General features: G+C 67.9%; 14 protein-coding genes. 3 read left to right on the top strand and 11 right to left on the bottom strand.

Features of this window, described 5'->3' with window-relative positions:
- Positions 1-48: 48 nt before the first annotated feature.
- Together M2390_RS12385 and M2390_RS12390 are read right to left on the bottom strand one after the other, a co-directional pair.
- Positions 49-1161 (bottom strand): DNA alkylation repair protein, encoded by a 1113-nt coding sequence (locus tag M2390_RS12385; RefSeq protein ID WP_259179127.1) that lies wholly within the window; start codon positions 1159-1161, stop codon positions 49-51.
- 59 nt (positions 1162-1220) lie between these two features.
- Complete coding sequence (locus M2390_RS12390; protein ID WP_259179128.1) at positions 1221-1595, bottom strand: MerR family transcriptional regulator; 375 nt, start codon at positions 1593-1595, stop codon at positions 1221-1223.
- 108 nt (positions 1596-1703) lie between these two features.
- Here M2390_RS12390 and M2390_RS12395 point away from each other — a divergent pair, with 108 nt between their 5' ends.
- Positions 1704-2957 carry an MFS transporter gene (locus tag M2390_RS12395; RefSeq protein WP_259179129.1) on the top strand — a complete coding sequence of 418 codons (1254 nt, stop codon included), beginning with the start codon at positions 1704-1706 and terminating at the stop codon, positions 2955-2957.
- Here the strand turns inward: M2390_RS12395 and M2390_RS12400 are convergent.
- A complete protein-coding gene (locus tag M2390_RS12400; RefSeq protein WP_259179130.1) occupies positions 2954-3322 on the bottom strand; it encodes a MerR family transcriptional regulator in 369 nt (122 codons plus the stop codon). The genes M2390_RS12395 and M2390_RS12400 overlap by 4 nt on opposite strands.
- Before the next feature lie 116 nt (positions 3323-3438).
- Between M2390_RS12400 and M2390_RS12405 the strand changes: the two genes are divergently transcribed.
- Positions 3439-4689: an MFS transporter gene (locus tag M2390_RS12405; protein ID WP_259179131.1), complete on the top strand. Its 1251-nt coding sequence runs from the start codon at positions 3439-3441 to the stop codon at positions 4687-4689.
- 66 nt (positions 4690-4755) lie between these two features.
- Here the strand turns inward: M2390_RS12405 and M2390_RS12410 are convergent, their stop codons facing one another.
- The 7 genes from M2390_RS12410 to M2390_RS12440 all read right to left on the bottom strand — a co-directional run bounded on the left by M2390_RS12410 (position 4756) and on the right by M2390_RS12440 (position 11619).
- Entirely contained in the window at positions 4756-5460 is a 705-nt protein-coding gene (locus tag M2390_RS12410; protein ID WP_259179134.1) for an NADPH-dependent F420 reductase, read from the bottom strand.
- Between the two features lie 143 nt (positions 5461-5603).
- A complete protein-coding gene (locus M2390_RS12415) occupies positions 5604-6866 on the bottom strand; it encodes an enterochelin esterase domain-containing protein (RefSeq protein ID WP_259179136.1) in 1263 nt (420 codons plus the stop codon).
- Positions 6859-7659: an ABC transporter ATP-binding protein gene (locus tag M2390_RS12420; protein WP_259179138.1), complete on the bottom strand. Its 801-nt coding sequence runs from the start codon at positions 7657-7659 to the stop codon at positions 6859-6861. The genes M2390_RS12415 and M2390_RS12420 overlap by 8 nt, the downstream gene beginning before the upstream one ends.
- Positions 7656-8708 (bottom strand): iron chelate uptake ABC transporter family permease subunit, encoded by a 1053-nt coding sequence (locus M2390_RS12425; RefSeq protein WP_259179139.1) that lies wholly within the window; start codon positions 8706-8708, stop codon positions 7656-7658. The genes M2390_RS12420 and M2390_RS12425 overlap by 4 nt, the downstream gene beginning before the upstream one ends.
- Entirely contained in the window at positions 8705-9715 is a 1011-nt protein-coding gene (locus tag M2390_RS12430) for an iron ABC transporter permease (RefSeq protein WP_259179141.1), read from the bottom strand. Before M2390_RS12430 ends, M2390_RS12425 begins: the two co-directional genes overlap by 4 nt.
- Complete coding sequence (fepB, locus tag M2390_RS12435; protein ID WP_259179143.1) at positions 9699-10727, bottom strand: Fe2+-enterobactin ABC transporter substrate-binding protein; 1029 nt, start codon at positions 10725-10727, stop codon at positions 9699-9701. Before fepB ends, M2390_RS12430 begins: the two co-directional genes overlap by 17 nt.
- Before the next feature lie 40 nt (positions 10728-10767).
- The gene (locus M2390_RS12440) at positions 10768-11619 is read right to left on the bottom strand and encodes a siderophore-interacting protein (RefSeq protein ID WP_259179144.1); all 852 of its coding nucleotides are present in this window, start codon (positions 11617-11619) and stop codon (positions 10768-10770) included.
- Between the two features lie 71 nt (positions 11620-11690).
- Between M2390_RS12440 and M2390_RS12445 the strand changes: the two genes are divergently transcribed.
- A complete protein-coding gene (locus tag M2390_RS12445) occupies positions 11691-12458 on the top strand; it encodes an AraC family transcriptional regulator (protein ID WP_259179145.1) in 768 nt (255 codons plus the stop codon).
- Positions 12459-12603: 145 nt separating this feature from the next.
- Here M2390_RS12445 and M2390_RS12450 read toward each other — a convergent pair whose 3' ends face one another.
- Positions 12604-13158, bottom strand: a complete 555-nt coding sequence (locus M2390_RS12450; RefSeq protein ID WP_187977263.1) for an NADPH-dependent FMN reductase — start codon at positions 13156-13158, stop codon at positions 12604-12606.
- Positions 13159-13363 lie beyond the last annotated feature (205 nt).

The following is a 13363-nucleotide window of genomic DNA, read 5'->3' on the forward strand; positions in this document are numbered from 1 at the left end:
ACCTCCGAGCGAGACAAACGTGGGCGTACCGAGCCTATCGGGACCGGATCAGTCGGCGTCTAGCTCGAAGGCCGCCTGCTCGAACGCGACCCCGTTCACCTGGAGTGCCACCGCGTGCGTGCCTGGGTGATAGCGCCGGGTTGTGATCGGCTTGAATGAGTGCTCCTTGGCAACCCGGATGCGCTCGCCGGGGGCCAGCGTGCGGGTCACCAGCTTGAAGGTCTTGGGGGCCAGGGTTCCGTTGGCCTTCTGGAAGTGGATCACATAGTCGATCGCCAGCTTGGTGGCGCTCGAACCGGTGTTGGTGACGGTCGCCGAGAAGCCGATCTTCCCGCCCGCGGGCACCCGCTCGGTGGTCAGTTCCAACGCGCTCACCTCTGCCGCCGCGGAGGCGAAGCCCAGCTGGGCGAGAGCCGTCGGGTCACCCTTTTTGATCAGGGTGCGCAGCGCGTGCTTGACCAGCCAGGCGGTGTTGTCGTCGGGATCGGCGAGCCAGGCGGCCGTGGTTTCGGTCACCAGGTCGGGGCGGTGTCGGGCAATGTCGTTGAGGTGGTTGGCCACCGAGCGGCGCACGTACTCGCTGGGATCGCGGTAGAGCGCGTGCAGGATCGGCAGGATCGGCAGGGTCGATTCGGGTTCGGCGATGATCTGCGGCACCCGCACACCCCACGGCAGATACGCGCGGGTTCCCTCGGAGGCGAGGCGACGTACGTGCTCATCCGGGTGGGATGTCCAGGTCTGGATGATGCCCAGCGCCCGGTGCAGGTCGTGCCGCAGCAGCCCGCGGATCCCCCACTCGGCGGTGAGACCCGGGGTCAGCGCCGCCTGAAGCGCGAGCGCTTCGGGTAGGTGGGTATCGGGATCGGTGGCCAGGGCGCGTGAGGTCACGGCCTCGGTGAGCGGCCAGACACCCCAACCGGTCGGCGGCGTGGGTGCCTCGGCGGTCGCGTGAACGAGGCGCGACAGCACCGCGAAGTCGCCGGGCACATCGGCCAGAATGGCATCGCGAATCAGGTCGGTGCGCTCGCGCAGGGTGAGCGGGCTCAGGGTGTCCGCATCGATCGCGGTGAGCGCGGGGGAGTGCTCCAGCCCGGCCTCTCGCAGCGAGGTTTCCAGCGCGCGCAGCGCCTGGTGGCCGAGCAGTTCATCGGCAAAGGGCATGGGATCTCCCGGGGGTGAGGTGTGCGCTCAGCCTAGTCGCGGCGTGTGACACCCGGGTTTTACCGTGTTCGATCACCCGAGGGGCAGGTGTGCTCCAGGTAGCCCTCTATCGCCATCAAACTCGCACTCATCAGAAGCTGACGCTCCCGCAGCCGGTCGCGATAGTCTTCCAGCTCGGCTCGGATCTCTTCGGTAAGCGGGGTATCCAAAATCGGAAGATCGGGGTCGATCCGGGGCAGGAGCATCCGGATCAGTCGCGTCGGTACCCCGGCAGCAAGCAGACAGCGAATCGTTCCAACCACACACACCGACGTCTCCGTAAATGTGCGGTAGCCGTTCGTATCGCGTCCGGAAACCAGGAGGCCCTGTGTTTCGTAATAGCGCAGGAGACGAGCCGGGGTGTCGGTTCGAGTTGCGAGCTCTCCGATATACATGGGTTCCGATCTCTGGGGGCGTTCCGCGCATATAACCACGGCGGCATGAAGCGCATTCCCGTTCTCGGTTTGACCCTGTCACTAGTGACAACCCCTCAGGCTAGCCGCATGCGTTTTTTACAGGGCCCCGTAGCCCGCACCGTCAATCCACTCCCCGTGGCGATCCTGCTCGCCGGTGTGGGGTTTATCATCCTGGTTACCGAGGTCCTCCCGGCCGGTCTGCTGCCACAGGTCGCCCACGGCCTTGCCGTCTCCGAATCGCTCGCCGGGCAGGGGATCGTGACCTTCGCGCTGGGATGCATCGTCGCGGCAATTCCGCTCACCCGGGCGGCGGCCGGCTGGGATAGACGTACCCTGCTGCTGGGAGTCCTGATCGTTTCCGCGGTGGCGAATCTGGGCACGGCGCTCGCACCCGAAATCATCACCCACCTCATCACCCGGTTTGGGGCGGGGCTGGCGGCCGGGGCAATGTGGGCGATGTTCCCCGGATACGTCCGCGGGTTTACCCCGCCCGCGCGATTAGCCTCCACACTCAGCGTGGCATTCCTCGGAGTGACCCTGGCCTTTGCCCTCGGTGTCCCGCTGGGAACGATACTCGGGGAAATGGTGGGATGGCGTGCGGTCTTTCTGATTATCTCCGGGCTGACGGGCGCGGTGGGACTCGTCGCGGTCATCATCGCACCCCGGGTCCCCGGAGCCACCCGCGGCGCGGACAATCGCCTGCCCGCCGAGCAGGGCATCGGAGCCGCCCTTCGCCGTTCGGCCGTGCTGCTGGTCCTTGTCGCGGTGGTGCTGATCGTGGTGGGGCAGAGCCTGGGGTATACCTATCTGGCCCCGATTCTGGTCTCGGGCGGGGTGACGCTCGGCGCGAGTCTGGTGTTTGGAGTGTTCGGAATCGCCTCCGTCCTCGGGACCATCGGGTCCGGCCGTTTCGCCGATCGTCACCTCACCGGAACGGTGACGGTGTCACTCGTGGCCGGCACGCTTGGACTTGCCGGGCTGGGCCTCGCCTCGATTCCCGGATGGGTGCCGGCGGAGATGAGTAGCCCGCTGGTTATCGCTTCGGCGATGTGCTGGGGATACTCGTTCGGCGGCTATTCGATGCTGTTTCAAGTAGTGGTGGCTCGGGCGGGCGGACCGGCGGCGGATGCGGCACAGTCCGTGATGGTGACCGTATGGAACCTGTCCATTGCGCTGGGCGGCCTGATCGGCGGCCTCCTGCTGGCGGGGATCGGCGCCGCCTACCTCCTGCCGATTGCGGCGATACTCATGGCGCTTTCACTACCACCGGTGCTCCGCGTCCTCGCCAAGATCAGAGCCGAGGACTCGACGCGCGTCGACGCTTGCCCCTCCAACCGCTAGTGCGCGGTGGTGCAGGTGCGATCCAGATACTCATCGATCGCGGTGAGGCTCGCGCTCACCCGCACCTGCCGCTCATACAGGCGCTGCCGGTAGCCCTCCAACTCGGTGCGGATCTCCGGGTCGATCGGGGTGTCAAACACCGACTTTTCGGGGTCCACACTCGGCAGCAGCAGCGGAATTAGCCGGGTGGGAACCCCGGCACCAAGCAGGCATCGAATCTTGTTGACGGTGTCCACCGCGGTCTCGGCATCGTAGATGCGATAGTCGTTGGAGTCCCGCCCGGCATGCAGCAGACCCTGCTCCTCGTAGTAGCGCAGCAGGCGCGGCGAGGTGTCGGTGCGGGTGGCAAGCTCGCCGATTTGCATGAGGCTCCTTCGGGGCGGATGTACCGGGCATAACCGCGGGGTCCCCGTGCCCATTCCCGCGGGTGGGCGAGGCGCGCTTGACCCTGCCACTAGTGGTAGCCGTTCATGCTGGGGCCATGAGTTCTTTTGTGGGCCGGAGTGCCCGCCCCGTCCGTCCCCTCCCCGCCGCGATTCTGCTGGCCGGCGTGGGCTTTATTACGCTGCTCACCGAGATCCTGCCCGCCGGTCTGCTGCCCCAGATTGCCCGGGACCTCGGCGTCTCGGTGTCTCTCGCCGGACAGGGGATCGTGGCGTTTGCGATCGGCTGCATCGTCGCCGCGATTCCGCTGACCCGGGCCACCGCCACCTGGAATCGTCGTTCGCTGCTGATCGGGGTGCTGGTGGTCTCGGCGCTGGCCAACCTCGGCACTGCGGTGGCTCCGGAAATCATCACCCATCTGGGCACCCGCTTTGTGGCGGGGCTGGCCGCGGGGGTGGTGTGGGCGATGATCCCCGGTTATGTTCGCGGCTTTACCGGACCCGGCCGTCTTGGCGCGACGCTCGGTGTCGCGTTTATCGGCGGAACCATGTCGTTTGCCGTCGGGGTGCCGCTGGGGACGCTGCTTGGGACGAGTATGGGGTGGCGGGCGGTCTTCGCGATCATCGCCGGCATCACCGTGATCGTGGGCGTGATTGCCGCGCTGGGTGCCCCGCGTGTTCCCGGCATTCACCGGGGAGCGGATGCGCGCATCCCCGTCGAGCAGGGCTTGGCCGCCGCGCTGCGCACCCCCGCGGTGCTGCTGGTTCTGGCCGCGGTCGCCCTGAGCGTGATCGGCCAGAACCTCGGCTACACCTACCTCACCCCGATCCTCGATCTCGGCGGGGTGAGCCTGAACCCGAGCCTGGTGTTTGGTTTGTTCGGGGCCGCCTCGATTATCGGCACGTTCGGGTCGGGCCGGCTCTCGGACCGCTACCTCACCGCGACCCTGGTCGCCGCCATCACCGCGGGCATCATCGGATTGGCCGGGATCGCGCTGGCCGCCTGGCCGGGGCTAGTGCCCACCTCCGTCGGCACCGTGCTGTTGATCATCGGAGCGCTAGCCTGGGGCTACGCGTTCGGCGGGTACTCGGTGCTGTTCCAGGTGGTGATGGCGCGGGCCGGCGGGCGGGCGGCCGATGCCGCCCAGTCCATGCTGGTCACCGTCTGGAACCTCTCGATCGCGCTCGGTGGTCTGATCGGCGGACTGTTACTCGCGGGCATTGGCGCGCTGGTACTGCTGCCGATTGCCGCGGTGCTGATGCTGCTGGCGCTGATCCCGGTGCTGCGGGTGCTCGCCGGATTCCGGGCCGAGGATGCGGCGGTGCTGCGGGAGCCCGTGGCGGTCTAAGCCCCGCCCGCCTCACAGCGCAATCGTCCCCCGAAACCCACTGGTTTCGGGGGACGATTCGTGGTTCTAGACGGTGCGGGCACCGGTGTCCACGCGGGTCGCGGCGGCGATCGTTTCGCGCAGGGATTCGGCCGAGACCGGACGCGAGTCCTCACCGCCGGCATCGGTGGTGTCGGGGTCGAAGTAGGGGGTCGTGTAGGCGATGGAGTCGGTTTCCACCCGCCAGGTTTCGGCCAGCGGGGTGACCGGGACCGCATCCCAGCCCAGGGTATCCAGCAGCGCGGTGGCCTCGGCGAGGGCCTCGGGATCATCGGATCCCAGCGGAAGAGCCGAGCGATCCTCGGCCCCGGCCGGACGTGCAAGCTGGGGCAGGTGACGGGCGGCGATGTTGTTGAAACCCTTCACATACCGGCTGCCGACGAGGTGTGCCGAGAGCAGCTCGCTCACGGTGGTCTGATTGGAGTCGAGCTCGGGGATGCGGCCATCACGCGAGGGGTAATAGTTGCTGGTGTCGATCACAACCTTGCCCGCGAGGATCTCGGCCGGGAACTCCCGGGTTGCGACCAGTGGGATGGTGAGCACCACGATGTCCTGCGCGGCCGCCTCGGCCACGGTCCCGGCCGAGATATGGTCGCCGAGTTCGGCCACCTTGTCTGTGAGGGATTCCGGGCCGCGCGAGTTTGCCAGCACGGTCTGGACGCCCGCGCGCTGCGCGAGGGTCGCGACCGCGGTGCCGATGTGTCCGCTGCCGATAATGCCGAGTGTGGTCATGATGATCCTTCCGACGTGCGCCGAGGCGCGTTCTCCGGGCGCGCATGCGGAGCCGGTTGTGGAGGACCATAACGACCACGGACCGCGCCGGATTCCCGGATGACCGATTATGACCGGGCGACGGATCTCTCGGCGGACCGACATCACGCTCCTGCAGGGTGCAGCGCCTCCTCCAACGCCGTGAACAGCCCGTGCGACCACCAGGCGAAATCGTGGCCGCCGCGTACCTCCCGGTAGCTCACCGGGTACCCCGCGGCGCGCGCCCGGTCGCGCAGTAGGCGGCCCTGCGGGACCAGGATCCCCTCCTCGGAGCCCAGCTGCATGATCAGCCGGCCGGTCTGGGGCCCGGGTCTCCGGCTCGCCAGGCGCTCGCTGACGTCACCGGGTTCCTCGGCATGCGGGCTGGGCTCGGTGTCCGCGCGGAAGTGGAAGGATCCCGACTGCACGATTCCGGTGTGCGCGATATCCGGGTGTTCAAGTACCAGGGCCCCCGCGGCCAGGCCGCCGTAGCTCTGCCCGGCCACGATGATCCTCGCCGGATCAAGCACCTGCCCCAGCGTCTCGGCCACCGCGGGCAGCACCTCGATCCGCAGGATCGCGGCGATCCGCTCGGGGTGGGGGAGATCGCTCTGCCGATCCTCGGGGGAGATCGCCGATACCATCGCCACCGCGAGACCCGGTGCGCCAAACCGGTCGAGGGCGTCGGGGAGGTTCAGGGCGTCCCAGCGGTCCCCATCAAAGAGGACCAGCAGCCGGTTGACCGCCTCGGGCGGGGTGTAGAGAAAGACCGTGCGCGCGGGGGAGACGTGCGGCTCGGTACGCAGGGTGCGGCGCTCGCCGCGGTGGCGGGCGGGAAGCGCCGGGTCCCAGGCCGCATGCGCGGCAAAGCCGGGCATCACGAGCATCGAGGAGGTTTCGCCCAGCGGATGCGGGAGTGTGCGCGGATTACGGGGATCGGGCACCCCGCGCTCATGGATCCGCTTCCAACCGGGGCGCGCGGCCCCCACGTCGCGCGGAATATGAGTGTCGGTGACAAACCGGTACCCGGCCAGGATGTCCTCGGGCAGCAGGTAGCTGATGTGGCGAATGCGGGTTCCGGGGATGCGTTCCAGCAGGGCCGGCGTGATGTCGTGACGATGCGCATCGGTGAGCGAGTTGATGTGCACCATGACCTCGGGCTCATCCCCCTCCCAGAGGAAGGTGACCTCGCGCAGCGCGGTGCCCTCCACGACCCGAGCCTCCCCGAGCGCCGGGGAGATGGACACCTCGGCCCAAAAGTCCTCCTCGGTTGCCGGGGGCATCGCCACCCCGCTCAGCCGCCGCTGCCACCCGGCAAGCCAGGCGGGGGCGGCCGGAAGCGGGGCACCACTCGGCGCGGTCGGGGTGGGGGCAAGTTCGTTATCCACGGGCGGGAAGCTCCTTCTCGGTGGGGACAATCAGCGGGCGTCCGGTGACCGAATCGGGAATCACCAGCGCATCCACGTTGAAGACGCTGCGCACAATCTCCGAGGTCACCACCTCCTCGGGACTGCCCGTGGCGATCACGCGGCCCTCGTTCAGCGCGATTACGTGATCGGCATAGCGGGCGGCCTGGTTGAGGTCGTGCAGCACGGCGACCAGGGTCTTGCCCTCGTTTTGGACGAGGGAGCGGCACAGGCGCAGGGTGTCCAACTGGTGGGAGAGATCAAGGTAGGTGGTGGGCTCATCCAGCAGCACGAGCGGGGTCTGCTGGGCGAGTACCATCGCCAGCCAGACGCGCTGGCGCTGTCCGCCAGAGAGCTCATCCACGTTCCGCTGGGCGAGGTGGGTAACCCCGGTAGCCTCCATCGCGTAGCGGGTGGCCTCGCGATCATCCTCGCTCCAGCGGCGCAGCAGGCCCTGATGGGCGAAGCGTCCGCGGGAGATCAGGTCGAGCACCGAGATGCCGTGCGGGGCGACCGATCCCTGCGGGAGCAGACCCAGCCGGCGGGCGACCGTGCGGGTGTCCAGCGCGTGGATGTCCGCACCGTCCAGCAGGACCTGGCCCGCCCGCGGCCGGGTGAGCCGGGAGAGCGCGCTGAGCAGGGTGGATTTACCGCAGGCGTTGGGGCCGATGATCACCGTGAAGCGTCCGTCGGGGATGTCCACGCTGAGGTTTTCGGCCACCACGGTGGCGTCATAGCCGAGGGTCACGCCTCGGGCCTGGAGGGGAATGGTCATGGTGTCTTTCGGAGGAGGAGCCAGAGCAGGTAGAAGCCGCCGAGTACGCCGGTCATCAGTCCCACCGGGAGCTTGGCGGAGATCGGCAGAACCTGGCCGAGCAGGTCGGCGGCCAGCAGCAGGGTCGCGCCGAGGCACGCCGATGCCGCCAGCGGGACGTGAGAGACCCGCACCAGGCGGCGGGCGAGGTGCGGGGCGGCGAGGGCAACAAAGCCGATCGGTCCGGTCGCCGCGGTGGCCAGGCCCACCAGGGCAACCCCGGCCCCCATCGTGAGCAGCCGCACCCGCTCGGTCTTGACGCCGAGCTGGCGGGCGAGCCCCTCATCGAATTCCAGCGCGTTGAGGTGCCGGGCCCCGAGGATCAGCGCGGGCAGCAGCAGGACCAGCGCGATCCCCACGGTGGCCACGTTGTCCCATCCGCGCAGGTTGAGCGTGCCGGTGAGCCACATCTGTGCACCGATCGCGATATCCGCGTGCCCGCGGGTCAGCAGAATCACGGTGACCGCCTGAAGCAGCGCGCCCACCCCGATACCCACCAGGATCAGGCGCTGACCGTCGGTCTCGCCGTTCTTGCGGGCGAGGACGTAGACGGCGATCGCGGTGACCAGCCCGCCGGCAATCGAGGCGAGGCCCACGGCCACCACCCCGGCCCCGGCGAGCATGATCGCCGCGACCGCGCCGGTGGCGGCCCCCGAGGTGAATCCGATCAGGTCGGGAGAACCCAGTGCGTTCCGGGAGAGCGACTGAAACACCGCACCGGAGATCGCCAGGCACGCGCCGGTGAACAGGCCGGTGAGGACCCGGGGCATCCGAATCTCCCAGACGATCGAGGTCGCGGCGGGATCGCCCTGCCCGATCAGGATCGTCCACAGCTCCCCGGGGGAGAGTTCCAGCTTGCCCTGGCTGAGCGAGGCAAACCCCACGGCCAGCGCGATTACGATCAGCACCGCGCAGCTGATCACCGTGCGCGGATGCCAGCGCAGGCTGATCCGCCCGTGGTTCAGGGTCAGCGCCCGAAATCCCGGGGCCAGGGTGCCTTGCGGGGTCACAGCTGCACCAGCTTTCGACGACGCACGATAAAGATAAACACGGGGGCTCCGATCAGGGCCATGACGATCGCGGCCTGCAGCTCGCTGGGCCAGAGGATCAGGCGGCCGAGGATATCGGCGGCCAGCAGGAGGTCGGCGGAGAGGATCATCGAGGTGGGCAGCAGCCAGCGATGATCCGGTCCCACCAGGGTGCGGGCGAGCATCGGGGCGGCGAGGCCCACGAAGCTGATCGGCCCGGCTAGCGCGGTGGCCCCACCGGCGAGCATCACGATGCAGATGCCGGTGAGCAGGGTGATCCGCCGGGGCGAGGCCCCCACCGCGCGGCTGAGGTCCTGTCCGAGGGCGGCCGCATTGAGTGAGCGCCCCAGCAGCAGGGCGAGGATCAGGCCCGCGGCGATGGCGAGTCCCGGGGTGAGGATCGCATCCCACGGGCGACCCTGCAGCGAGCCGGCATCCCACGCCCGAAACGAGGTGAACGCCGTGGGCACGTTGAGGAGCAGGGCCGAGGTGTAGGCCCCGAGGATCGCCCCGGTCGCCGCCCCGGCGAGCACCAGCCGCACCGGATTACTCGGGGTGCGCAGGGCTCCGCCGAGGGTAAACACCAGGACCGAGGCGGCGGCCGCTCCGGCGAAGGCCAGCAGGATGCCGCCGAAGCCGGAGACCGCCGGGAAAAACACCAGCCCGGTCACCACGCCCGCGGCGGCCCCGGCGTTGATCCCGAGCAGTCCGGGCTCGGCCAGTGGATTGCGGGTCAGCGCCTGCATCGCCGCCCCGGCCACGCCGAGGGCGCAGCCGGCCAGGATCCCGATGACCGTGCGCGGGAAGCGCAGGTGGGCGAGGATCACATGGTCATTGTTCTTGGGGTCAAAGTCGGTGAGCGCTCGCCACAGCGTCCCGAACTCGATCACGTGAGAACCGGTGGCGAAGCTGAGGATCACCAGGATGATCAGCAGTACTCCGCCACCGGTCAGAACCCACGTGAGGTTTCGTTTACGCTCGGAAGGCATTGACGAGGGTGTTTGCAACTTCCAGCGCACTGTAATAGTCGATGCGGAAGGAGTTCAGACCCAGCGGCACCACGGTGCCGCCGTTCAGCGCGGGGATGTTGGCAAAGGCCGGGGCCGATACCAGCTTCTCCTTGGTGGCATCATCGGCGCTCACCAGCAGCACGGTCGGGGCGGTCAGCGAGACCACCGCGTTCTCGGCGGAGAGGAACTGGAAGTCCTTGCGATCCGAGGCGGCGGGCTTGTCGCCGGGGAACTCGGGGTTGGTGATGGGCAGACCCAGCTCGGTCAGCAGCGCGTTGTGCGGTCCGGTGGTCAGTGCAAACGCGGTGTCCTCCTGGGCGCCGTTGAAGACCACTGCCTGCACGTTCCCGGTAGGTGCGGCGATCTTGGCCTTGGCCTCGGCGATCTTGCCCGAGAAGTCACTGATGGTCTCATCCACCTGCTTCTCCAGACCCAGTGCCGGACCGAGCTGCTTGGCGATGTCCTCCCAGCTCTGCGTGCTGTAGTTCAGCGCGATGGTCGGGGCAATCTTGCTCAGCTGCTCATAGGCATCCTTGGTGCTGTCGGCACCGGTCATCGAGATGACGATCAGGTCGGGCTTGGCCGCGGTGACCGATTCCAGGTCCAGTTCCAGGTTGGGGTAGAGCACGTCCACACCCCGCTTGCTGGCCACCTCGCCCCACTGGTCGAAGAACCCGTTCTTGTCCAGGCCGTTGCCGGGGGTTCCGGCGGCGGAGGCGGCGATCGGGGCGTCGATTGCGAGCAGGGTTCCGGTGAGGGTCAGCGAGGTGGAGACAACCTTCTTGGGCTGCGCGGGGATGGTGGTTTTACCGAGTTCATGGGTGATGGTGCGGGGCCAGACACCCGAGTCCGCACCGTCCGATGCGGTGGTGGCCTCACCGGTGGATCCGCTCGCCGGGGCGCAGGCCGCCAGCGAGGCGGTCAGCCCGAGGGCCAGCGCCAGGGCACCGAGGGTTTTGAGCAGCCGCGAGCGGCGCACGGATGTGGTCATGGGGTCTCCAAATCGTTGGGGTATTGCGGGGAAAGTGGTGTTAGTTCTGGGGATCTTCGGCGTCCAGGGGCGCATGGTGATCAAGATCGGCGATCCCGCGCTTCCAGTAGCCGGACACATCGATCTGATCGCGGTGCAGGCCGCGCTCGCCGAGGAGGTGCCGGCGCAGCGGGATCAGGGCGCTCGCCTCCCCGGCCACCCAGACGAAGCTCGCGGAGAGATCGCCCGGGCACGCGGTAATCGCGGCGGCAAGGCTCTCCCCGGCACCGCGATCCAGCCAGGTGACCGTGGTGTTTTCCCGGTGCGGCAGCTCGATTCGCGCGGCGGGGCTTTCCACCTCGGCAAAAACCGTGAGGTGGGCGCAGGCCGGGGCCTCCTCGATCCAGCGGGCCAGGGCGGGCAGGGCCGTCTCATCGGCGCCGATGAGATAGTGCTGATAGTTTTCGGGGAAGAGCTCGGAACCGCGCGGCCCGAGCACCCCCACGGTGTCACCGACGGTGGCCCGGGCCACCCAGGCGCCCACCGGACCGTGCGGGTGTTCGACGCCCCACAGCACCAGCTCGGCCGGGGCCTGGGCGGTGGCCGGGTGGAACGCGCGCACCGTGTAGTCGCGGGAGCTCCAGGCGCCACCGTTCAGGGGTGCGGCGATGCGCTCATCCACAATCCGCGGAACCGACAGCACTCCGGTCTGCGCATCGGGCACGATCAGCTTGACGTGTTCGGCCATGCCGCCGCGCACCGAGACCAGCGGTGCAGCCTCGAAGTCGCCGTGCAGGCGCAGCTCGATCAGCGAGGCCGAGAGGCGACGGATCGCGTGCACCGTCAGCGTGCGGGCATGGAGCGGGTGCCTGACCCGGGTGGTGCCCGGGTGGACACGGTGCTGCTGGGTCAAAACCCACCTCTTTCGGGGACTAAAATTCCGGTGAGCTTTTAGGTTAGGCGAGCCTATGTTTTAATATTTTGGTGGGATGGACATCGGGACTTCGAGTTTTGGACACCGCGGGTACAGCCCCGGTCGAGACGGCCGCCGTCGCGCCGAATTCCTGGGGGTACGCGCATGAGAGCCACGAGCTCACCTGGGTGATCAGCGGTGGCGCGACCCTGATTCTGGATGGCGCACACTTCCGGGTGGATCCCGAGCGTGCACTGTGGATCCCGGCCGGGCTCGCGCACGAGGTGCGTCCGGATCCCGGCTCGCTGCTGCTACCGCTGTATATCCAGGTCGCCGAGTTTGGGACCGCCAAGACCCGGGTGCGGGCGATTTCGCGTACGCCGGAGATCGAGGAGGTGGGCCGCGTGCTGTTGCAGCCCGGGCTCACCACCGCGAGTGAGCGGGCCGCGAAGATCGCCCAGCTGCGGCGCTGCGTGTGTGCCGAGGTGCCCGCCGCCGGGCCGCGCTATCCGGCCGATCCGCGAGCCCTGGGGGTGGCCCGCTCGCTGGCCGCGTTCCCCGCTTCGCCGCTCAGCATGGAGCAGTGGGCGCAGCGTGCGATGGTCTCGGCGCGCACCCTACAGCGCCACTTTGTGGACGAGACCGGTTTCACCTTTGGGCAGTGGCGAACCCACATGCGCATGGCCGCGGCGAGTGATCTGCTGCGTGCCGGACACGCGGTCTCCTATGTGGCGGTCCAGGTGGGATATACCAATCCGCCGGCGTTCACCACGGCGTTTGGGCGCGAGTTCGGGATGCCGCCCAGCGCGCTGCATCCCGAGACTGCCGCCGCACGCTAACGAGGTGGACTGCCGCCGCCGCGAAGCGCTGTCGACGGGTCCGCTCACGGCCGTGGTTGCGGGCGCGAAAAAGCCCGGGCACACGCTGTGCCCGGGCTTTAGCACCGATATTCGGGTTCGGTAGGTGTCGCTGGGGGGAAGAAAACTACTTGGCGACGTGCGCGGCGACGAAGGCTGCGTAGCCCTCGAGCCATGCCTTGAGGAACGCGGCGGTTCCCTCGTTGGTGACCTCGCCGGTCTCGGTGATCAGGCCCTCGGTGAACTGCAGGTAGATCTCGGGCTGGTTGAACAGCGCGGCGTCGGAGAAGTTCAGGATGCCCTTGAGGTGCTGCTGGGCAACGGCGGTGCCCACGGCACCGATCGAGGCACCCACCACGGCGGAGGGCTTGCCCAGGGAGTTCTGACCCCAGGGGCGGCTGGCCCAGTCGATGGCGTTCTTCAGCGCGCCGGGAATGGAGCGGTTGTACTCGGGGGTTACGTACAGCAGAGCGTCGGAAGCGTTGATCGCGTCCTTGAGGGCGACGGCCTCGGCGGGGTAAGCGCCATCCAGGTCGTGGTTGTACAGCGGCAGGTCCTTGATCTCGATCTCGTGGAATTCGAGGTTCGCCGGGGCGAGGGCCTTCAGTGCAAGGGCGAGCTTGCGGTTGATGGAGTTGGCGGACAGGCTGCCAACGATGTAACCGATGCGATAGGTGGTCATGATGACCCTTTCTTATTCCGAATACTTACCACGGTGCTCCGGGAAGTCCATTCATATGAAACTAAACCGGGAGGGGTTCCATTCCCTCATTCCAAACTTTTTCAAAAATTTTTGAGATCCGCATCAATCCGCGGATAGATCGGCTCCGAATAGATGACAAAACGGGAACAATTCACACAATGTCGGAGGGCAGTGTCTACGCTAG

Origin of the sequence: Mycetocola sp. BIGb0189 (genome assembly GCF_024810155.1) — a bacterium.
Classification (GTDB): Bacteria; Actinomycetota; Actinomycetes; order Actinomycetales; family Microbacteriaceae; genus Mycetocola; species Mycetocola lacteus.